The 20,835-nt window shown below is 67.5% G+C and carries 20 protein-coding genes and 1 other RNA gene; 8 read left to right on the forward strand and 13 right to left on the reverse strand.

The window, feature by feature from the left end; all coding sequences use genetic code 11:
* The first annotated feature begins 58 nt into the window (after window positions 1-58).
* Together DGN21_RS13060 and DGN21_RS13065 are read left to right on the forward strand one after the other, a co-directional pair.
* Window positions 59-748: a response regulator gene (locus DGN21_RS13060; RefSeq protein ID WP_047126829.1), complete on the forward strand. Its 690-nt coding sequence runs from the start codon at window positions 59-61 to the stop codon at window positions 746-748.
* Window positions 745-1,938 (forward strand): ATP-binding protein, encoded by a 1,194-nt coding sequence (locus DGN21_RS13065; RefSeq protein WP_215824941.1) that lies wholly within the window; start codon window positions 745-747, stop codon window positions 1,936-1,938. Before DGN21_RS13060 ends, DGN21_RS13065 begins: the two co-directional genes overlap by 4 nt.
* Before the next feature lie 62 nt (window positions 1,939-2,000).
* On the opposite strand, the gene DGN21_RS13070 is transcribed toward DGN21_RS13065, so the two are convergent.
* From DGN21_RS13070 to rraA, 3 genes are all read right to left on the reverse strand, one after another.
* Window positions 2,001-3,266, reverse strand: a complete 1,266-nt coding sequence (locus DGN21_RS13070; protein ID WP_215824942.1) for a cation:proton antiporter — start codon at window positions 3,264-3,266, stop codon at window positions 2,001-2,003.
* 330 nt (window positions 3,267-3,596) lie between these two features.
* On the reverse strand, window positions 3,597-5,207 hold the full coding sequence (locus DGN21_RS13075; protein WP_252374662.1) for a serine hydrolase: 1,611 nt from the start codon (window positions 5,205-5,207) through the stop codon (window positions 3,597-3,599).
* Between the two features lie 4 nt (window positions 5,208-5,211).
* Window positions 5,212-5,712 (reverse strand): ribonuclease E activity regulator RraA, encoded by a 501-nt coding sequence (rraA, locus tag DGN21_RS13080; RefSeq protein WP_024939752.1) that lies wholly within the window; start codon window positions 5,710-5,712, stop codon window positions 5,212-5,214.
* A gap of 280 nt (window positions 5,713-5,992) precedes the next feature.
* Here rraA and DGN21_RS13085 point away from each other — a divergent pair, with 280 nt between their 5' ends.
* Together DGN21_RS13085 and DGN21_RS13090 are read left to right on the forward strand one after the other, a co-directional pair.
* On the forward strand, window positions 5,993-6,826 hold the full coding sequence (locus tag DGN21_RS13085) for a DUF72 domain-containing protein (RefSeq protein WP_215824944.1): 834 nt from the start codon (window positions 5,993-5,995) through the stop codon (window positions 6,824-6,826).
* Window positions 6,827-6,863: 37 nt separating this feature from the next.
* On the forward strand, window positions 6,864-7,811 hold the full coding sequence (locus DGN21_RS13090) for a DMT family transporter (RefSeq protein ID WP_016903967.1): 948 nt from the start codon (window positions 6,864-6,866) through the stop codon (window positions 7,809-7,811).
* 88 nt (window positions 7,812-7,899) lie between these two features.
* Here DGN21_RS13090 and DGN21_RS13095 read toward each other — a convergent pair whose 3' ends face one another.
* The 4 genes from DGN21_RS13095 to DGN21_RS13110 form a co-directional block, all read right to left on the reverse strand.
* On the reverse strand, window positions 7,900-8,970 hold the full coding sequence (locus DGN21_RS13095) for a sensor domain-containing diguanylate cyclase (protein WP_046343494.1): 1,071 nt from the start codon (window positions 8,968-8,970) through the stop codon (window positions 7,900-7,902).
* A gap of 128 nt (window positions 8,971-9,098) precedes the next feature.
* Window positions 9,099-9,821 carry a pseudouridine synthase gene (locus DGN21_RS13100; protein ID WP_016903964.1) on the reverse strand — a complete coding sequence of 241 codons (723 nt, stop codon included), beginning with the start codon at window positions 9,819-9,821 and terminating at the stop codon, window positions 9,099-9,101.
* Window positions 9,822-9,869: 48 nt separating this feature from the next.
* Window positions 9,870-12,275, reverse strand: coding sequence for an EAL domain-containing protein (locus tag DGN21_RS13105; RefSeq protein ID WP_160954498.1), 2,406 nt, complete (start codon window positions 12,273-12,275; stop codon window positions 9,870-9,872).
* A gap of 273 nt (window positions 12,276-12,548) precedes the next feature.
* A complete protein-coding gene (locus DGN21_RS13110; protein WP_126965920.1) occupies window positions 12,549-14,483 on the reverse strand; it encodes a DEAD/DEAH box helicase in 1,935 nt (644 codons plus the stop codon).
* 172 nt (window positions 14,484-14,655) lie between these two features.
* Here DGN21_RS13110 and DGN21_RS13115 point away from each other — a divergent pair, with 172 nt between their 5' ends.
* From DGN21_RS13115 to DGN21_RS13130, 4 genes are all read left to right on the forward strand, one after another.
* A complete protein-coding gene (locus DGN21_RS13115; protein WP_160954499.1) occupies window positions 14,656-15,156 on the forward strand; it encodes a sigma-70 family RNA polymerase sigma factor in 501 nt (166 codons plus the stop codon).
* 27 nt (window positions 15,157-15,183) lie between these two features.
* Window positions 15,184-15,831, forward strand: coding sequence for a hypothetical protein (locus tag DGN21_RS13120; protein WP_160954500.1), 648 nt, complete (start codon window positions 15,184-15,186; stop codon window positions 15,829-15,831).
* A gap of 152 nt (window positions 15,832-15,983) precedes the next feature.
* A complete protein-coding gene (locus tag DGN21_RS13125) occupies window positions 15,984-16,226 on the forward strand; it encodes an RNA-binding S4 domain-containing protein (protein ID WP_024939760.1) in 243 nt (80 codons plus the stop codon).
* Complete coding sequence (locus DGN21_RS13130) at window positions 16,223-16,543, forward strand: hypothetical protein (RefSeq protein ID WP_160954501.1); 321 nt, start codon at window positions 16,223-16,225, stop codon at window positions 16,541-16,543. The genes DGN21_RS13125 and DGN21_RS13130 overlap by 4 nt, the downstream gene beginning before the upstream one ends.
* A 208-nt stretch (window positions 16,544-16,751) precedes the next feature.
* On the opposite strand, the gene ubiM is transcribed toward DGN21_RS13130, so the two are convergent.
* The 6 genes from ubiM to DGN21_RS13160 all read right to left on the reverse strand — a co-directional run bounded on the left by ubiM (window position 16,752) and on the right by DGN21_RS13160 (window position 20,807).
* On the reverse strand, window positions 16,752-17,930 hold the full coding sequence (gene ubiM, locus DGN21_RS13135; protein ID WP_126965919.1) for a 5-demethoxyubiquinol-8 5-hydroxylase UbiM: 1,179 nt from the start codon (window positions 17,928-17,930) through the stop codon (window positions 16,752-16,754).
* Between the two features lie 31 nt (window positions 17,931-17,961).
* A non-coding RNA gene (locus DGN21_RS13140) (sX9 sRNA) lies at window positions 17,962-18,037 on the reverse strand.
* A gap of 200 nt (window positions 18,038-18,237) precedes the next feature.
* Window positions 18,238-18,639 (reverse strand): MAPEG family protein, encoded by a 402-nt coding sequence (locus tag DGN21_RS13145; protein ID WP_065049842.1) that lies wholly within the window; start codon window positions 18,637-18,639, stop codon window positions 18,238-18,240.
* Between the two features lie 25 nt (window positions 18,640-18,664).
* On the reverse strand, window positions 18,665-19,174 hold the full coding sequence (locus DGN21_RS13150) for a DUF4019 domain-containing protein (RefSeq protein ID WP_047126840.1): 510 nt from the start codon (window positions 19,172-19,174) through the stop codon (window positions 18,665-18,667).
* Window positions 19,175-19,324: 150 nt separating this feature from the next.
* Window positions 19,325-19,573 carry a hypothetical protein gene (locus DGN21_RS13155; protein ID WP_054591543.1) on the reverse strand — a complete coding sequence of 83 codons (249 nt, stop codon included), beginning with the start codon at window positions 19,571-19,573 and terminating at the stop codon, window positions 19,325-19,327.
* A 64-nt stretch (window positions 19,574-19,637) separates the two neighbouring features.
* Window positions 19,638-20,807: a hypothetical protein gene (locus DGN21_RS13160; RefSeq protein ID WP_126965918.1), complete on the reverse strand. Its 1,170-nt coding sequence runs from the start codon at window positions 20,805-20,807 to the stop codon at window positions 19,638-19,640.
* Between the last annotated feature and the right edge of the window lie 28 nt (window positions 20,808-20,835).

The following is a 20,835-nucleotide window of genomic DNA, read 5'->3' on the forward strand; positions in this document are numbered from 1 at the left end:
CGTCCAGGTTGTTTTCGGGAATTATCCAGATTTGATCGAGACGACAGGGCACCACGCCATGACAGGCAAAAAGGTTCTGCTGGTGGAAGACGATGCAGACAGCGCCAGCATCCTGGACGCCTATCTGCGTCGCGACGGCTTCGACGTTGCCATCGCCGGAGACGGCGAGCGGGCGATTCACCTGCATCGTCAGTGGGCGCCGGATTTGGTGCTGCTGGACGTGATGTTGCCCAGGCTCAGCGGTATCGAAGTGCTGTCGGCGATCCGCCGCGCCAGCGATACGCCGGTCATCATGGTCACCGCCATTGGCGACGAGCCGGAGAAGCTGGGCGCACTGCGCTATGGTGCCGACGACTACGTGGTCAAGCCGTACAGCCCCAAGGAAGTGGTGGCGCGCGTCCATGCAGTGCTGCGCCGAAGCGTGGCGGTGCGTGCGCCGGGCGAGCCGCTGCGGCATGGCCGCCTGAGTGTGGACCTGGCCGCAGTGGTGGCCACCGTGCAGGACCCGGCCGGGACTCAGCTGGCACTGGACCTGACCCCGACCGAATTCAACCTGCTCGCCATCCTGCTCAAGACGCCGTTCAAGGCATTCACCCGCAGCGAACTGCTCGATGCCTGCCTGCCCGACAGCGATGCACTGGAACGGGTGGTGGATTCGCACATCCACAACCTGCGCCGCAAGCTGGAGGTACACGGCATCACCGGCGTGCTGGTCACCGTGCGCGCGGTGGGATACCGCTTCCAATGAATGCCCTGCGGCGCTTCAACGCCTGGCGCCGGCAAGCGCCGCTGTGGATGTGGGTGGGCGTGCGGATGAGCGCACTGGCAGTGGTGACCGTGGTGGTGATCGCCTTCGGCATGTGGTGCTACTTCAACCTGCGCGACAGCCTGATCCTGGGCAAGCTGCCGGCGGCGGCCCGCACCGAAATCGAACAACTGCGCGAACAGCCGGTCGCCAACGAGGCACGTCTGTGGCAACTGCTGCAGCAGTACTACGATGTGGAAAATTTTCTGCCCGGGCTGGCCAACCCTGACTGGTGGATGCTGTGGGCCATGGTCGCCCTCTCCATCCCGGTGATCCTGGTCTGCGGGCTGCTTGCATCGCGTCCGTTGTCGCGGCAATTTTCCCAGGTGGCCAGGGCCGCGCATCGGGTCAGCGATGGCGACTTCGGCGCACGCGCGCAGGTGGTGGCAGGCGCACCGGACGAGCTCACGGCGCTGGCCGACGACTTCAACGCCATGGGCGGCAAACTGCAGCAGTACGAACGCGAACTGCGCGAGTCCAGCGCAATGCTGGCGCACGAACTGCGCACCCCGCTCAACGCAGCGATGGGCCGCGTACAGGGCATGCTGGACGAGGTCTTCCCGCGCGATCCCGAGCAGCTGCGCCTGGTCCATCGCCAGCTGGAACAGATCAACCGGCTGATCGGCGACCTGCATCTGGTGTCGCTGGCGCGTGCCGGCCAGCTGGTGCTGGAGCCGGACAGTTTCGATCTGCATGAGCTGATTGCCGAGCGGGTGGAATGGGCAGGCCCGACAATCCGCGCGTTGCAGACGACGGTCACCGCGCCGGCACCTTCCGGGCTACGCGTCTGCGCCGACCGCCATCGCCTGGGACAGGTGTTTTCCATCCTGATCGACAACGCACTGCGCTACGCCGCCGCAGGCAAGGTGCTGGATATCGAGCTGCGCCGCGATGGTGCGCATGTGCTGGTCACGCTCGGCGACCGCGGCCCCGGCGTGGAGCCTGCGCAGCTGCCGCACCTGCTGGACCGCTTCTGGCGCGCGGACAGTTCACGCGCGCGCCATTCCGGTGGCAGCGGCCTGGGCCTGGCGATCGCCTCGGCCATCTGCCAGGCGCACGATGGCCGCTTGATCCTGGGCAATCGCGCCGGCGGCGGGTTGCTGGCCAGCGTGCAACTGCCGTTGTCGCGCTGAGGCGTTGGCGCGGTTGCGCCGCCGCGCTTGCGGCTGCCTGGCATGCCAGGCCGCTGCGAGCATCAACGTTGCTGCAGGCTCGGCATCGCAGCGGTCACGTCGGCATGGCGACGCATGATCCAGTTGAACAGCGGCGTGGCCATCAGCGTGGAGAGGATCGCCATCAGCACCAGCACCGAGAACAGGCCTTGTTCGATCACGCCGGCCTGCAACCCGATGTTGATGATGATCAGTTCCATCAAACCGCGTGCATTCATCAGCGAGCCGATCGCCATCGCATCGCGGTTGTTCTCGCCGGTGATGCGTGCGGCGGCCCAGCAGGCCAATCCCTTGCCGATGAACGATGCGGCCAGAATCGCCACGCCGGCCAGCATGATCTGCGGCTGCAGCAATACGCTCAGCTGCGTCTTCAAGCCGGAATAGGTGAAGAACATCGGCAGCAGGAACACCACCACGAACGGCTGCATCATCTCGCGCAACTTCTCGGTCAACGCGCCCCTGGGCAGGCAGACGCCGAGCAGGAAGCCGCCGAAGACTGCATGGATGCCGATCGCATCCATCGCCCAGGCGCTGAGGCAGAACAGCATCAGGACGACTGCCAACACGCCATTGCTCAGCGGTTGGTCCTGCACCACGTAACGCTCGAGACGACGCAGCAGATGCCGGCCGACAAAGATCATGAACGCCGCATACGCAACGCCGCCGCCGATGGCCAGATAGGCGCTGCCCCAGCTGCCGCCGAAGCTGGCCAGCACCACGGCGAGAATGCACCAGGCCGCCGCATCGTCGAACGCACCTGCAGTGAGTGCGAGCGTGCCCAACGGGCTATTGGTCAGCCCGCGCTCGTGGATGATGCGCGCCAGCATCGGGAAGGCGGTGATCGCAATGGCCGCGCCCAGGAACAGCGAGGCCTCCATCAACTTGGCCTTTTCCGAGAACAAGCCCTCCACGTTGATCAGCCACGGACACATCGCGAAGGCCAATGCGAACGGCACCGCGATCCCGGCCAGCGACACGCTCATCGCACTGCGATAGCGTGCGCGGAAATGATCGCTGCGGAAGTCGGTGCCGACCAGGAACATGTACAGGCCCACGCCGAACTGGGCCAGCACATACAGCACGTCCAGCGTCTGCTTGGGAAACAGCGCCGCCTGCACATCCGGCAGCAATATGCCGAACAGCGACGGACCCAACGCCACGCCGGCAATCATCTCGCCCACCACCTGCGGCTGCCCCACCCGCTTGGCCAGCAATCCCACCAGACGACAGATCAGCAGGATCACCGCAGCCTGCAAGAAGAAATACACCGACATCTGCGGAGTGGTCATGCGTTGGGCAACATCCCTGAGAAGTGCGCGGATCATAACGAGCCGTGCCGGCCGGCGATAGCATCATGCAGCTGGCGCCAACGCGCCGGCGGGCGTCGGCACGCCCGCCTGCACCGGCAGGCCCGACCACGTGACGCATGCCCGCCGAGCCCGGTTGCCGGCACGCGCCGTGATCAATGCATGCTGCAGCGCGCATTGCAGCGCAGATGACACCCGAAAGCCCTGCAACCGGTTGGGGATGGTGTGGACGCCACACCGATACTGCACTGGCCGCCGGCCACTACACGCTCCGTGCAGTGACCGTGCCCCGCTTGCAGGACGAGTGATGTGTCACTTGTGTCCCGTTTGCTCCGCTGCCACCGGCGTCAACACCAGGTCCTGGAAATCGAAGCTGAAATCGGTCAGCGGCGAGATCGCCTCCATCCGCATCTCGCGCACCGCGCCATCCGGGGTCAGCGCGAAATTGACGAAGGCATCGGCATTCAGGCTGCGATCGTCCCAGCGCACGATGAAGCTGTCGTGCTGCCAATGCTCCAGCGTGCCGATCAATTGCGCGGTCTTGGAAAACTGCAGGCGCAGGCGCTTGCCGTCCTGACGGATCACCACGTCGCCGTACCACGGGTCGCGATAGGTCGCCGCATAGCTGCGCAGCGGCAGCGACGGCGTGGAGCGCGCTGCGCGTGCGTCCTGATGTTTCTTCCAGCTGGTGTCCGCATCGCCGTCGGCCTTGGCCACCGCCTTGGCATAGGCGGCGGTCCAATCGGTGGCCGGCACCTGCAAGAATGCATCCAGCACCTGCAGGGTCACCGCATTGAAGGCCGCACCGATCTCCTGATTGGTCAGCACCACCACGCCCAGTTGCTGGTCGGGCACCAGCGTCAGCCGCGACACCATGCCCGGCCAGCCGCCGGTGTGCCATACCAGCCGATGGCCGCGGTAATCGCTCAGGCTCCAGCCCTCACCGTAGCCGGAAAAATTGGGGCGTGCTGCTGCCAGCTCCGGCACGGCCGGGTCGGCAATCGCAATCGGCGTGATCATCGACCACATCTCCTGCTGCCGTTTGGCACTAAACAGCGGCGTGCCATCGGGCAGGACGCCGCCGGCCAGTTGCACCTTCATCCACAACGCCATGTCGTGCGCGCTGGAATAGATGCCGCCGGCACCGGAGTTGTTGGACCAAGTCAGCGGCGCGACCGTGCGCAGCTCGGTGAAGTCGTACTTGGCATGGCCCACGGCCGCGTTGTCGCCCGGCTGCAGATGGTCGGCATTGAAGCGCGTACCGCGCATGCCCACCGGGGCGAAGATGCGTTGCTGCAGAAACGCCGCATAGGTCTGCCCGGAGACCTGCTCGATCACCTTCTGCGCCACCGCATACAGGATATTGTCGTAGGCGTAGCGATCGCGGAAACCGCCCTTCAGCGGCACCTTGGACAGGCGCTGCACCACTTCGTCGGTGCTGTAGCTGGTGGTCGGCCAGAACAACAGATCGCCCGCGCCCAGGCTCAGGCCGCTGCGGTGCGCGAGCAGATCGCGCACACGCATCTCGCCGCTGACGTACGGGTCGGACATGCGGAACCATGGCAGGTGGTCGATGACCTTGTCGTCGAGCGAGAGCTTGCCCTCGTCGGCCAGGATCGACAGCGATGCGGCAGTGAAGGCCTTGGTGTTGGAGGCGATCGCAAACAGCGTGTCGGCCTGCACCGGCGCAGGCTTGCCGATCTCGCGCACGCCGTAGCCACGCTCCAGCACCACCTGCCCATCCTTGACGATGGCCACCGCAATGCCGGGCACATCGAACTGCTTGCGCACGCGTTCCATCTGCGCGTCGAACTGCTGCATGCCGGCGGGAAGCTCGGCCGCCTGCGTCGTCACCAAGCTTGCCAGCATCAGCATGCCTCCACTCAGCCATCGGTTCACGGTCACTGTCGCACGTCCTCTCATTCGCTCAGGTCGATCCGCCGGCACTGTCCAGCGACAGCGGCAGCGGTGCCACCAACACGCCGTTGCCATCGGCATACAGCCAATGGCCGGGCACGAAGGCCACGCCGGCAAAATTCACCGGCACATCCACATCACCCAGATCGCGGCGCTCGGTGCGGCGGGGGCAGGCGCCCAGCGCCAGCACGCCTAGCGGCAGCGTGGCCAGGATCTCCACATCGCGCACGCAGCCGTGGATCAACACGCCGGCCCAGCCGTTGGCGACCGCCTGCATCGCGATCTGGTCGCCCAGCAGCGCGTGCTTCAACGAGCCCTGCCCGTCCACCACCAGCACGCGGCCGTCGCCAGGCGTGGAGGCCAGCTCGCGCACCCGCGAGTTGTCCTCGAAACAGCGCACGGTAACGATCGGCCCGGAAAATGCCGCACGTCCGCCATAGGAGCGGAACAACGGTTCGGCGATGCTCACCTCGGGAAAGCGGTCACACAGATCGGGCGTGGTCCAGGTCATCGCTGCGGTCCGAAAGTGGCGATCTGCGATGGTAGCGGCATGGCCGCGTCCGCGTAAGCCGCCGATCGCCCCGCCGGCTGGCCGGGCGGTGCCTGCATCGAGTGCACAACGCCTGCATGCCGCCGCGCGCCAACGGCCGCGCCTGCCTGGCAGTGCGCGCAAGCGTTTGGGGCCGCGCTGCTTCGCCGCGGAGCCGGCGGGGCTATCATCTGGGCGGCTTGCCACATCTGTGCGTCTGCGAACATGCCAGGCGCGCGCTCACGCCAACGTGGAATCTGTCATGACCGATCTGTTCGCCGCCACCCCGCCCGCGCTCGATGGCATCCACGTCGGTATCGGCGGCTGGGTGTATGCGCCATGGCGGGCGGGGATGTTCTATCCGCAAGGGCTGGTGCAGCGCCGCGAGCTGGAATACGCAAGCCGCCACGTCACCGCCATCGAGATCAACGGCACGTATTACGGGACGCAGCAACCGGCCACCTACGCGAAGTGGCGCGACCAGGTGCCGCCCGGGTTCGTCTTCTCGGCCAAGGCACCGCGCCGCATCACCCAGTCGCGCAGACTGGCCGGCACCCAGGCGCAGGTGGACGACTTCATCGGCGGCATTGTCGAGCTCGGCGATACGCTGGGGCCGCTGGTGTGGCAGTTCGAACAAGGGCATCGGCTGCAGGCCGACGACCTGGACGCCTTCCTGTCGTTGCTGCCCAAACGTGCCGGCAAGCGCGTGCTGCGCCATGTGCTGGAAATCCGCGACCACGACGCAGTGGATGCCGCGCTGCTGGAATTGGTGCGCCGGCATGGGGTGGCCACGGTGTTCACCGATTCGGACGAGCATCCGTCCTTTGCCGATCTGTCCACCGACTTTGTCTATGCGCGGCTGATGCGCAGCCAGGCGCGCCTGCATGCCGGCTACCCGGCGCCGGCACTGGCGCGCTGGGCCGAGCGCATCCAGGCCTGGCGGCGCGGCGACGATGTGGCGGACCTGCCGCATATCGACGCATCGATGCACGCCGCAGCCACCCCGCGCGAGGTGTTCGTGTTTTTCATCAGCGCCGCCAAGGAGCGCAATCCGGCGGCGGCAATGGCGTTGCTGCAGGCGTTGGGGGCGCGCTAGCAGGGGCGTTGCGTCGCGTCTTCGGCGACAATGGCGCATGCCCACGACCGACCTGCGCAAGGCGCAACTGCAAATCCATTTCTGCGTCCTGCTCTGGGGCATCACCGCGATCCTGGGCAAGCTGATCACGCTGCCCGCGTTGCCGTTGGTGTGGTGGCGCATGTTGATCGTGGTGGTGGCGCTGGCGCTATTGCCGCGGGTGTGGCGCGGATTGCGCGGGTTGTCCGGACGCGTGGTGTTGGGCTATTGCGGCATCGGCGCCTTGGTGGCCCTGCACTGGCTGACCTTCTACGGCGCGATCAAGCTGGCCAATGCCTCGGTGGCGGCGACCTGCATTGCACTGGCGCCGGTGTTCACCGCCGTGATCGAGCCGTGGGTGACGCAGCGCCCCTTCCGCCCGCGCGAATTGCTGTTCGGCCTGGCGGTGTTGCCCGGCGTGGCGCTGGTGGTCGGCGGGGTGCCGGATGGCATGCGTGCCGGCGTGGTGGTCGGCGCGATTTCGGCGGTGTTCGTCGGCCTGTTCGGTTCACTCAACAAGCGCATGGTGGCGCATGCCGACCCGCTCACCGTCACCGCACTGGAGCTTGGCGCCGGCACGTTGACCCTGACCGTGCTGGCGCCGGCCATGCCGTTGTTGCTGCCGTCGCTGCATGGCGACCTGATGATCATCCCCAGCCTGCACGACGGCGTCCTGCTGCTGGTGCTGTCGCTGGCCTGCACGCTACTGCCGTTTGCGCTGGCACTGGTGGCGCTGCGCCATCTCAGCGCTTATTCGGTGCAGCTGGTGACCAATCTCGAACCGGTCTACGCCATCGTGCTGGCGATCGCCCTGCTCGGCGAGCAACGCGAGCTGACTGTGCAGTTCTATCTCGGCGTGGCGATCATTCTCGGCGCGGTGTTCCTGCATCCGGTGCTGGAACGCCGGCGCAAGATCGTGCACCCGGAGCTGCTCGGCACTGCCGAGGCGAAGAACATCGTCGACTGACCGCACGGCGCAACCAACAAACGCCACCGTCGCAGCGGCCTAGGCCGCGACCGACCTTATCGATGACGCACCCGCGTGCGCACGCCCCCTACCCCAACGCCACCACCTGGTCGCGCCCGCCACGCTTGGCCGCATACAGGGCCTGGTCGGCGCGCTTGATCACCGCGTCCACGCTTTCCTGCGGATGCAGCGTGGCCACGCCGATACTCACCGTCACCGGCAGCGCGATCGTCATCACCGCCACGCTCTGGCGCAGGTATTCGCACTGCACGCGCGCCTGCAGCAGATCCACGTTGGGCAGCAGCAGAACGAACTCCTCGCCGCCATAACGCGCAATGGTGCCGGCACCGGCCACATGCGCACGCAGCAACGCCGACAGTTCGCGCAGCACCACATCGCCCTGGTCGTGCCCATGCACGTCGTTGACGGTCTTGAAGTGGTCCACGTCCAGCAACGCCACCGACAACGGCTGGCCTGCCGCACGCGTCTGTTCCATGGCCGCGGCCAAGGCCACTGAAAACGCGCGTCGATTGGGCAAGCCGGTCAGCGGATCGGTGCGGGTCTGCTCGACCAGATCGGCATTCAGCGCGTCCATCTGCGCGTAATAGCCGGCCAGCTGCTGCTCGTACCATTCGCGCTCGTGCAGTTGCTGGCGCAGGCGCTTGCCGGCCAGGCGCAGTTCCAGCAGATGCGCGGCCTGCCGCGACAATGCCTGCAGGGCAGCACGCTGCTCTTCGCGCAGATGCGCCGGGGTCTGGTCGAAGACGCAGAGCGAGCCCAGCGCCATGCCCTCGCTGGTCACCAACGGCGCGCCGGCATAGAAGCGTACCGCCGCGCTGCCGGTCACCATCGGATTGTCGTGGAAGCGCGGGTCGAGCAAGGTGTCGTCGACCATCATCACTTCATCCGGGCGCAGGATCGCATGCGCGCAGAACGAGATGTCGCGCGATGCCTCGCTGCGCGGCGCGCCATGTGCGGACTTGAACCATTGCCGCTGTTCGTCCACCAGCACCACCGCCGCCATCTGCGTCTCGCACAGCGTGGACGCAATCATGGTGAGGTCGTCGAAGGCACGCTCGGGCGGCGAATCCAGCACTTCGTACTGACGCAGCGCTGCAAGCCGCTCGGCTTCGTTGTCCGGCAATGTCGGTTTGATCACTCTGCCCGCTCCCCAGCTGGCTGTCGGCGGCGGAAGTATGACCGAGCCGGTCATGCACGGCCATCGGGTTGCGCCTGCGCAGCCGATGCACCGTGCTGTTGCGGTTCAGTCCAACGCGCGAGAAACGCTCACCAGTCGGTGCGTTGCGGCAGCAGGCCGCGCAACTCCGCATCGCTGAGGTTGCGCCACTGTCCGGGCTTGAGCGCGGCCAGCTTGATGTTGTCGATGCGCACCCTGCGCAGCTGGGTCACGCGGTAGCCGAATTCGGCGGACATCAGGCGGATCTGCCGGTTCAAGCCCTGCTCCAGCACGATGCGGAAGCCGAACTTGGCGATGCGCGCGGTGCGGCACGGCAACGTGGTCTCGTTGTGGATGCGCACGCCACGCGCCATGCCGCGCAGGAATTCGTCGGTGACCGGCTTGTTGACCGCCACCAGATATTCCTTCTGGTGGCGATTTTCCGCGCGCAGGATCTCGTTGACGATGTTGCCGTTGCTGGTCATCAGGATCAGACCTTCTGACTCCTTGTCGAGCCGGCCGACCGGGAAGATGCGCTGCTCGTGGCCGACGAATTCGACGATGTTGCCCTTGACCGAACTTTCGGTGGTGCAGGTGATGCCCACCGGCTTGTTGAGTGCGATGTAGACATGCTTGCGGCCACCGGGCTTGCTGGCGGCGCGCGTGCGCAGCGGCTGGCCGTCCACCAGCACGGTGTCGTCCTCGCCCACCACCGCACCGGTGCCGGCAGCCACGCCATTGACGGTGACCCGGCGTTCGCCGATCAGGCGATCGGCCTCGCGGCGGGAGCAGAAGCCGGTTTCGGCGATGTATTTGTTGAGTCGGGTCGTCATCGGCCGATTATCGGCGATTTGGAGCGGCGCGCGTGCACCAATCTGCGATCAGGACAGCGCCAGCAGCGGCTGCCCGGCGTGCAGCAGCTCGTCCAGCGGGCATGGACGATGCAGGCTGAAACCCTGTACCTGGCCGACACCGGCCTCGCGCAGGCCGGGAATGTCCGCCTCCGACTCCACGCCCTCGGCCACCACTTCGATCCCCAGCGCCAGGCCCACCTGCGCGATCGAGTGCACTGCCGCGCGGTCCACCGCGTCGTGCGCGTAGTTGCGCACGAAGCCGCAATCGATCTTGAGGACATCCACGGTGAACTGCTTGAGATAGCCGAACGAGGCCAGGCCGTTGCCGAAATCGTCCAGCGCCACATGGCAGCCGCGCGCACGCACGCTCTGCACGAAGCGCTGCGCGTGCTCCAGATCGCCGATGACCGCGGTCTCGGTGATCTCCATGCACAGCTTGGGCACCAGGCTCGGGTAGCGCTCGAACAAAGACCACACGAAATCGAGAAAATCCGGCTGCGCGATCGACTGTGCGGACAGATTGACGTGGCACAGGTCCAGCGTGGCCACATGCATCGGACTGGCCGCCAGCTGCGCGCACAGCGTTTCCAGCACATGCACGTCGACCATGCGCCCCAGGCCGTAGCGCTCCACGGCGGGCAGGAATTCGCCTGGGCTCAGCACCCGCCCGTCGCGCGCGCGCATGCGCACCAGCACTTCGTACTGCAGGCGTTCCGGATCGCTCAACACCTGGATCTTCTGCGCATACAGCAGCAGCCGGTCCTCGGCGATCGCCTGCTGCACCGCGCTGATCCAGCCACCGTCGTGGCGCCGCCGCGCCAGCGCCAGATCGTTTTCGCCGAAGCAGCGAATGCGGTTGCGCCCTTCTTCCTTGGCCGCATGGCAGGCCAGATCGGCGGCGGTCATCAAGGCATTGACGTCGCTGGCGCCCTGGCGGATTTCCACCACGCCGAAGCTGCAGCTCGGCGTCAGCGGCCGTCCGCCCTGGTGGCTCCACGGCTGACCCAGCACCGCATGCATGCGCTCCAGCAAGGACTGCGCCTGTGCCAGATCGGTATTGGCCAGCAGGATCGCAAACTCGTCGCCACCCAGCCGCCCCAGCCAGTCGCCGGGGCGCAACTGCATGGTGATCACATCGGCGAAGTGGCACAGGAACTTGTCGCCTACCGCATGCCCGAAGGTGTCGTTGACCAGCTTGAAGTGATCCAGGTCGACGAAGCACAGCGCATGGCAGAGCTGCGGCGATTGCGGCGGCTCGATCAGGCGCAGCAGCCGGCGTTCGATCTCGCGGCGGTTGATCAGGCCGGTCAGGGCATCGTGGCGCGCATGGAAGGCGACTTCGTCGGCCAGCTCGTGCGCATGCGAGACGTCTTCGATCACCGCCAGCACCAGGGTCGGCTCCTCCGGGCCGGGCTCCACCAGCGACGCGCTCCAGCGCCCCCACATCACCCCGCCGTCGGCGCGCAGCAAGCGCCGCTCGCCGGACTGCAGCAGCGTCGGCCAGTCGATCAGGCCGCGGCTGTCCAGCGCGATATGGTCCGGATGCAGCACCTCGGCCAGCGTGCAGGCCTGCAGTTCCTCCGGCCGGTAGCGCAGGATGTTGGCCATCGCGGCATTGGCATCGAGCACGCGGCCGCGCAGGTCGAACTTGACCATGCCCAGCGCCGCCTGCTGAAACGCGGTGCGGAAGCGGCCTTCGTGCGAGAGCAGATAATTGCGGATGCGGCGCATCGCCAGCACGCAGGTGATCAGCACCAGCAACAGGGTCGCCAGGCTGCAGACCACCATCACATCGTGCAGCAACCGCGCGCAGCGGACCAGCAGCGACTGGAACTGCGCGGTATCGCCGCGCATGCGGCCGTCGAGCAGGTGCAGCTCGTCGCGCAGGGCCTGCAGCGCGCGCGGATCCGGGCGGCTGGCGGCCTGCACGGAGGCGGCCCGGTCGGCCAGTGTGCTCAGCTGCAGCAGGTCGGCGTCGGTGTGTTTCCACATCGCGATGGCGTCGCCCAGATACGGAAAGACATGGCCGTAGCGATACAGCCGCACCATTTGCGGCATGTCCTCACGGGCATTGCGGCCGGCGGCCAGCCCGGCATGGACCGCAGCCCAGTCGATCACCGGCTGCTCGACCGCCTCGCGTGCCGCGCGGTCGCCGAGCGGCACTTCCAGCGCCCGACAGGCGGCCTGCAGGTCGGCCGGATCGCCGCTGCCCAGGTAGCGCTCCAGCCAGTACACCGACTCCTGCTGGGCATTGGACCAGTGGCTCTGGCCGACGATCCAGGCCATTGCCCCGGACTGAATCTCGATCACCAGCGCCGAGAGCACCGCCATGCCGACGGCCATGCCGATCAACAAGGCCAAGGGAAGCGTCAGCCAGCCGCGCATCAGGTGCATGGTCCGCCTACCGCTCGTGCCGCCCGCCATCTGCGCCATTGTCATCCTCGCCCCCCCCTGCTGCTGCCCATGCGATTCAGGCGCCCAGTGGGCGCCTGAAGGCAGTAGCGGCCGCAACGGCGCAGTCTGTATGGCTGCGCCCGCCCGGCCACGGTCGGCGCGGAACTTAGCATGGCTAACAGGATGCCGCCGACAATCGCTGCGGTGCCGACGCGTGACGCGCGTACACCGCCATGCATCGATCAGCATAGCGACTGCGGCGACCGGCCGGATCGGCCGAGCAGCCGCAGCCCGCCGGGTTGTCAGCGGTGCTTACTCGCCGCGGGGCTTGGGCGGGCCCTTGCGATGTGTCGCGCCGGCGCGGTCCATCGGACGGTTCGGGCCATTCGGGCGACCGGACGGCTTGCCGCCGCGCGGGAAGCGCGGCTTGGACGGCGACGCGGCCGCTTCGCCTTCTTCCAGCTTGCGCATGTTGAGCTGCTGGCCGGACACCCAGACCTTCTTCAGGTGCGTCAGCAGTTCGCGCGGCATGTCGGCCGGCAGGTCCAGGATCGAATAATCGTCCTGGATGTCGATACGGCCGATATAGCGGCTTTCCAGGCCGGCTTCGTTGGCGATCGCGCCGACGATGTTGGCCGGCTTCACGCCGTGGGTGTGGCCCACTTCGATGCGGTAGCTCTCCATGCCGAACTCCGGCTCGCCACGCGGGGCGACCGGATCGCGACGCGGACGCTCGGCGCCCGCGCCATCGCTGGCGAACGCCGGACGTTCCGCACGCGGCGGGCGTGCCGCACGCTCGCCATCGGCACGCGGGCCACGCTCGAACTTCGGCTCGAAGCGCGGACGCTCGCCGCGATCGTTGCGGTCGCCGCGATCGTTGCGCTCGCGCGGTGCAAATTCCTCGCGTGCACCGCGCACCGGCGGGGTCAGCAGGAACGGCGCATCGCCCTGCAGCAACTTGGCCAATGCCGCAGCGATATCGATCGCCGGTACGTTGTTCTCGCTCTCGTAGCGCTGCAGCAGATCGCGATACATCTCGATCTGGCCGCCGGCCAGGGTCTCGGTGATGCGGGTCATAAAACGTGCCACGCGGGTGTCGTTGACCGCATCCACGCTCGGCAGCTGCATTTCTTCGATCGGCTGGCGGGTGGCGCGTTCGATCGCGCGCAGCATGCCCTTCTCGCGCGGGGTGACGAACAGGATCGCATCGCCATTGCGGCCGGCACGGCCGGTACGGCCGATGCGGTGCACGTAGCTTTCGGTGTCGTACGGGATGTCGTAGTTCAGCACATGGCTGACGCGCTCCACGTCCAGGCCGCGCGCGGCCACGTCGGTAGCGACCAGGATGTCGAGCTTGCCGTCCTTGAGCTGGGCAATGGTCTTCTCGCGGGCGGCCTGCTGCATGTCGCCGTTGATGGCCGCCGCGGCCATGCCGCGTGCCTGCAGCTTCTGCGCCAGCTCTTCGGTGGCAGCCTTGGTGCGCGCGAAGATGATCATGCCGTCGAACGGCTCGACCTCCAGGATGCGGGTCAGCGCGTCCAGCTTGTGCAGGCCGCTCACCCACCAGTAGCGCTGGCGGATGTTGGCCGAGGTGGTGGTCTTGGCCGCGATGGTGACTTCGGCCGGGTCCTTCAGATAGGTCTGCGCGATGCGGCGGATGGCCGGCGGCATGGTCGCCGAGAACAGCGCCACCTGGCGCTTCTCCGGCAACTTCTTCAGCACCGCTTCGACGTCGTCGATGAAGCCCATGCGCAGCATTTCGTCGGCTTCGTCCAGCACCAGCGTCTTGAGCTGGGACAGGTCCAGCGTGCCGCGGTCCAGGTGATCGATCACGCGGCCGGGAGTGCCGACCACCACATGCACGCCGCGCTTGAGCGCGCTCAGCTGCTGGGCATAGGGCTGGCCGCCGTAGACCGGCAGCACGCGGAAGCCGGGAATGGCTTCGGCATATTTCTGGAACGCCTCGGCGACCTGGATGGCCAGCTCGCGGGTCGGCGCCAGCACCAGCGCCTGCGGCTTGAGCTGGTTGAGGTCGGCATTGGACAGCACCGGCAGCGCGAACGCGGCGGTCTTGCCGGTGCCGGTCTGCGCCTGGCCGAGCACGTCGCGGCCGGCCAGCAGCGCGGGGATGGTGGCAGCCTGGATCGGCGACGGCGACTCATAGCCGACGGCGGCAACCGCCTTCATCACAGCGTCTGAGAGGCCGAGGTCTGCAAACAGCAGCGGCGCGGGAGATTCTTGGGTCATTGGGTAACTCCGGAGGCGCCGCACGGAGCCGGCAGGCGCAAAGCAGCATAGTGTGCGCCCTCAGGCCCCCTGCTGTCGAAATTTCCGTGACAGTCCGTTCAGCTTGTGAGGATTTGCCCGCTGCGGCGAATCATCTCCTCGACCCTTGTCATCCACCCACCCGGCCGGAGCCATGTCCCTGGAAACAGACCTGCACACCCGCTTCAACGCTCTGCTGCAGCAGCACCGCGGCATCGTCCTGAAGGTCGCGGCCAGCTATTGCTGGAACCCGGACGACCGCGCCGAGCTGGCGCAAGACATCACCGTGCAGTTATGGCGCGCATTCCCCGGCTACGACGCCGGCCGGCGCTTTTCCACCTGGATGTACCGCATTGCCTTGAACGTGGCGGTCAGCGATCTGCGCGGCCGCAGCCGCGCGCCGCAGGACCCGCTCCCGCTGGAGGCGGTGGCCGACAGCATCGCCGACCCGCTGACGCGCGACCCGGCACACGCGCAGCAGGTCGCCGCGCTCCACGGCTTCATCGCCCACCTGCCGCCGCTGGAACGCGCCTTGATGCTGCTGTACCTGGACGCGCACAGCTACCGCGAGATCGGCGAGGTGCTCGGCATCAGCGAGACCAATGTCGCCACGAAACTCAGCCGCCTCAAGGCGCGCATCCGCGCCGAACTCTGACCAACTACTTCGCCCAAGGAACATTCGATGGAACTCGACGACATGCAACGCGCCTGGCACGCGATGGAACACCGCCTGGATCAGCACGGCACGCAGATCGGCCACATCATCGGTCAGGTGCGTGGCCACGCGGCGCGCACCAGCCTGCGCCCGCTGTGGCTGAGCCAATCCGCGCAATTGCTGTGCGCCGTGGCGCTGCACATCGTGATCGCGCGCAGCTGGCTTGCCCACACCGATCAGGCTGCAGCCATCATCGGCGGCGTGCTGCTGCAGCTGTGGAGCATTGCACTGGCGATCTCCGCACTACGACAGCTGCAGCTGCTGGCGCAACTGGACTTTGCCGGACCGCTGCTGCCGACGCAGCGCGCGCTCGCGCAGCTGCGGCGCTGGCGCACGCGGGTGGCCCCGTGGCTGGGCGTGGCGTTCTGGGTGCTGTGGGTGGCCGTGGCCGACGCCGGCTGGCGCGGGCTGACCGGCCTGACCCTGCCGCACGACTGGCTGATGCTCAATCTGTTGGTGGGCGTGCTCGGCGGCATCGGCACCTGGCTCGGCTATCGACGGCTGCAGCGCAAACGCCATCCGTGGCTGGAGCGCATCGACAACGCGCATGCCGGGCCCGGCGTCGTGCGCGCCGAAAGCATGCTGGACGAGATTGCACGCTTTCGACGCGAATAAGCGTGCCGCCCCGCACCGCGCCTCCGGCGTCGTGTCCGCCGCTGGCGCGCCTGCGTCGCGCACGACTCCACCTGCCGGGGCTGCGTTCGGCACGGTGGTGTTGCCGGCTGCGACGGGCGGATAATCGCCGTCTTCCTGTCACCGAGCGCACCATGCAATTTCTGGAATTCGACCTGGACGGCGAGTACATCGAACTCAACCAGTTGCTCAAGCTGGCGGGTATTGCCGACAGCGGTGGGCAGGGCAAGGCGATCGTCGCCAGCGGCGCGGTCAGCGTCGATGGCGTGCAGGAACTGCGCAAGACCGCCAAGATCCGCCCCGGCCAGTGCGTGCAACTGGACGATGTGGAGATCCGCGTGCTGGCGCTGGACCCCGATGCGGAGCCGGCAGAATGAGCGTGGTGCAGGTCAGCTGGCGCAACAACGCGCCCTCGGCTGAAGACCCGGACCACGATGTCTATATTTTCTCGATCGACGTCGATTCACCCACGCCGTTCTGGTTCGAGCAGTCGATCCGTGGCGGTCACGCCGAGCGTGGCGGTTGCAGCATGCTGGCCTTGCACGAGCTGGAAGCCTGGCCCGGCGGCTGGCGCGCAGACGTGACCAAGGCCGGCTGCGCCTGGGTCATTCCACTGTTGGAAGACGCCTTGCGCAGCGGCGATGCGCGCACCGCGATCGATGCGATTCTTGCGCGGATCAACACGCCGGCCTGATGGCTGCGTGCCCGACTGCGGCGCGCCTGACGAAAGCCGACCTCATGCAAATCCGGTCTGATCGAGCCCGATTGCCGCAAGAGCACCTGCGAGCGAGCCGCTGACCGCATTGCCCGCCCGCATGTCGAACACCGTTACAAGCCACTGCGCGTGAGGACCACAGCGCAGCGCTGCACGCACTGCGCCTCCCTGCTCCCACTTCGATACGTCAGACGCTGCGCTGGGTCAGATGCGCCGCAATCGCCTGCTTGAACGGCGCCACCGCATGCGCCGCACGCAAGGCACCACGTCGCAGCAGGCGGGCCGGCGCACGGTCGTCGGTATACAGCGCGGCCAATGCGTTGGTCGCTTCATACAGCGGCCGCGTCGCCAGCCGGTGCGCCCGCTCGTAGCCCTGCAGCAGGGCCGCAGCCCCGATGTCGCGCCCAGCGGCGGCAGCGGCGCGCACACGCTCGGCCAGGCGCGCCTGGCTCTGCAATCCGAAATTGAAGCCGTGCGCGGTGACCGGGTGCATGCCCACCGCCGCATCGCCGATCAGCGCGGCACGCTCGGCGATCAAGCGTTGCGCATAGGCCGCCACCAGCGGATACGCATGCCGGCTGCCGTCCTGCTGCATCGGCCCGAGCCGATGCTCGAACGCCTCGGTCACCGCCGCACTGAAGTCCGCCGCCTCCATCGCCAGCAAGGCCTCCACCTGTCGCGGCGGCAGGGTCAGCACCGCACCGGCGCGATTGCCCTGCAGCGGCAACAACGCCAGCGTCTTGCCGTAGCCAAACCACTCCCAGGCAGCATGCCCGTGCGGCAGCGCATGCCGCATCCGGCACACCAGCATGGTCTTGCCGAAATCACGCAGCTGCGCACCGATGCCGAGCAGGCGCCGGGCGCTGGAAAAGCGACTGTCGGCCGCCACCAGCAGGCGCGCCGATACCGTTTCCCCATCGGATAACTGCAGCACCACGCGGTCGCGCTGCTGCTGCACGGCCTGCAGCGTGCACGCACAGCGCATCTCCAACGCAGCTTGCGCCTGCACCGCCTGCCAGGCCGCGCGACGGACCAGATGATTGGGCACCAGCCAGCCCAGATCGCCGGCACCACGCGCGGAGGCGGCGAAGGTCAGCGCGAAGTGCGAATGTCCGTCCATGACGCGGGCGTCGCGCAGCGGCGAGATCGCATCGGCGGGAAATTGCGGCCAGATGCCCAGTTGCTCCAGCAACGCACGCGAGGCATGGGTCAGCGCGATTTCGCGTCCGTCGAAGGCCGGCTCGGCCAGTTGCGCGCGCGGCTGCTGGTCGACCACCAGCACCGACAGGCCACTGCCGGCCAACGACCGCGCAAAACTCAGGCCGACCGGCCCGGCACCAATGACTGCGACATCCACCGATTGCATGCCACGCTCCTTCACCACCAAGACCCAGAGGAGCTAACAAGACCTCGCATGCAATGGTCAGCTGGATGCGGTCGGCGCAAAGCAACCGGCATGTCCGCGTGGCACCTGCCGCATCGGGCACGCACACCTGGCGGTGAGCGCAGCCGTCTTGGTAGCGGCTCTCAGTTTAATGGCAGTGGTGCTGGCCGGACTTGATCAGGATCAAGCAGTGACCGAACCAGGCAGCCCAACGCAGTCGCAGGCGCGATCTGTCGCTGCGTTTTCTCAGCCACTCACCACAGGCTGCGCGCACGCAGCCCGGCCTGCGTCACCAGCCCAGCAACGCCCGCACCAGCTTGACGATGCCCCAGAACGACACCACCCAGATTGCGCTGCGCAGGTAAGGAATGCCTGCCGCATACGCCGGCACGTAAGCCACGCGCGCCCACAGGTACAGCTGCACGCCCAGTGCGGTGTCTGCATTGGTACGCCCGGCAACGCTCACCGCCAGTACCGCAGCAGCGAAGATCGGGAACGTCTCCTGATAATTGCGGAAGGCGCGATCCAGCCGCGCCGCGACGCCGGTCAGGGGCTTGGGGTCGCCATCGCGGGCGCTGGCATTCCATTTGGTCCCGCGCTGGGCGGTCATGCTGGCCGAGGCGGCCAGCAGTTGCACCAGACCGAGCACCATGGCCCAGCCCAGCATCTGTAGTTCGATGGTCAGTTCCACGCGGGTCTCCCGATGAGCTGCAAGATCACTTGATCGACGCGCGCAGGCTGTAGCCGGCAAGCCGCCAGGTCTTGTCCTCGTCCAGGCGGAAAGACACCAGCTCGCGCACCGGCTGCTGGGCCTTGGCAAACCGGGTCGGGAAGCTGACGTTGACGTACAGGCCTTCGGGCACCTGCGCGCCGGCAGCGTATTTGACCCGTGTCACCGAGCCCTGCCCGCGTCCGACCACCGCCCCCAGCCGCGCACGTTCGGCGCCGATCTGGCTCACGAAGACATCGCGCTTGACCGCGGTCTTGGCGACGCTGGAGGCGCCATCCCACAGTGAGGCCACCTGGTTGGCATCGACCATCTGCGCCACCCGCAGTGCCGCCTGGGTCATCTCGGTGTTCTGTTTGGTCAGCTGCGCCTGCTGCGCCGGGCTGGCCGTGGGCGCCGCCTGGGGAGCGGCGGCCGGACGTGCAGCCGTCTGCGGCTGTTGTGCCAGGACCAGCGAGGGAGCCAACAGCAGTGCGGCAAGCAGACGAGGACGGAACATGGGGCAGATGACCTTGTGCTTAGCAAACGGATGGGAACCGCCGCAGGGTTTGCGGCGAGTGCGGCAGTTTAAGACCTGCGCTGCATGGTGAGGTGAGTGTGCAAGCGACGCGCGAGCCGGGTGCCGGGAACGCACGCCTTGACTCAAAAATCAGATGTCGCCGCCGGGCGGAACCGCCGCGACGCCGCGTGGCCGCCACAGTCGCCAACTGACCCACAGTGCGCGCGCGATGGCCGCGATCAGGGCCGCCAGGCTCAGCCACACCGCCAGCGTCGCCGGCCACTGCACATGGCTGGCCGCAGCGATCACCTGCAGCAGTTCGGCCACGCCAAACCCGGCCAGCACCAGCAGCGCCGATGGCAGGTATGCCAGCGCAACGCCCTTCGTCTTTCCAAGCATGTCGCCCCCCGGCTCCGTGGTATGCCGCGACCATAGGCAGCCGGCAGTGCGGTGGGTGTGAAGCTCAGCCCTCGCCCTGGGCGGGGTCCGTTGCGGGCTCGGCAGCCGACTCTGCGGCCGGTGCCGCAGTTGGCGCTCCTGCCTCCGCGTCGGCCGCCGGCGCGGCCTGCGCTGCGGCGGTGGCCGGCAGCGCGGCGGCATCGGTTTCGGCCAGCGGGCTTTCTTCCGGGCAGGCCGCATCCGGGAAGCCGAAGCGCTGCTTCAAGGCCAGGCCGCAGGCATTGACCGCCTCCAGATCGGCGCCCTCGCCCTTGCACTTCTGGTCGAAGGCAACCAGAAACGCGTCCTTGCGGCGCACGAAGGCGTCGCCGCACTTGCGCATCTGGCGGATGCGCTCCAGGTCGTCCTGCACCGCGTTGGTGCCATCCAGCCCGTACTCGCGCAGCTCGTCCATCGTCAGCAGGCGCAGGCTGCGGTTGGGCACGGTCATCATCAGGTCGGCCACCGCCACCGCCACGCCGTTGCGCTCCAGATAATCCTTGACGTTGCCGTAGACCTCGCGCAATTCGCGATTGAGTTCCGCGCGCGAGGTGGCCTTGGAACTGATCCGCATCATGCGATGGATGCCGACCTTGCCGGCCACCAGCCGGTTGTCGCCGGCGGCCAGCACGAACACGCAGGCGCTGTGGCAGATCGAGCCTTCGCGCACCCAGATGGTCCAGTTGGATTCGCCGATGACATCGCCGGCGCGAATCGCTGCTTCCACCTGCCCGCCGCTGGAATCCAGGTCCAGGATGCGATGCGGCAGCCGCAGTTGCTCGGCCACCGCGGCCAGCCGCCACACCAACGCAGCAAAGCCGGCGTTGATCTTGCCGGCGTAGCGCACCCGCAGCAGGCCGGTGTCGCGACACGGCGCCAGCGCCGCCTCCATGCTGGCGCGGTCCAGCGCCGGCAGCAGCGTGCCGTCGCCGGCTTCGCTGCTGTAATCGGTGGCGCAACTGATCCAGGCCTTGCCCGCGTCCAGCTCCGCCTGCGGCCAGCTGGCTTCGCCGGCCTGTGCACGCGGCCGCGGCGGCGCCACCGGCTCGGGCGTATCCACCGACACCATATGGTCGCCATCGCCCTGCCCCGCGCCACTCTGTTGCGTCGCGGCGGCATCGGCCGAGGTGCTGGTGCGGTCGCAGGCCGCCAGCGCCAGCACGCATGAAAGGGACAGGCAGAGCAGTTTCAGCATAATGTCAGGCAACGGACCGCGACGGAGA

This window comes from Xanthomonas sp. MLO165, assembly GCF_018831305.1.
Classification (GTDB): domain Bacteria; phylum Pseudomonadota; class Gammaproteobacteria; order Xanthomonadales; family Xanthomonadaceae; genus Xanthomonas; species Xanthomonas arboricola.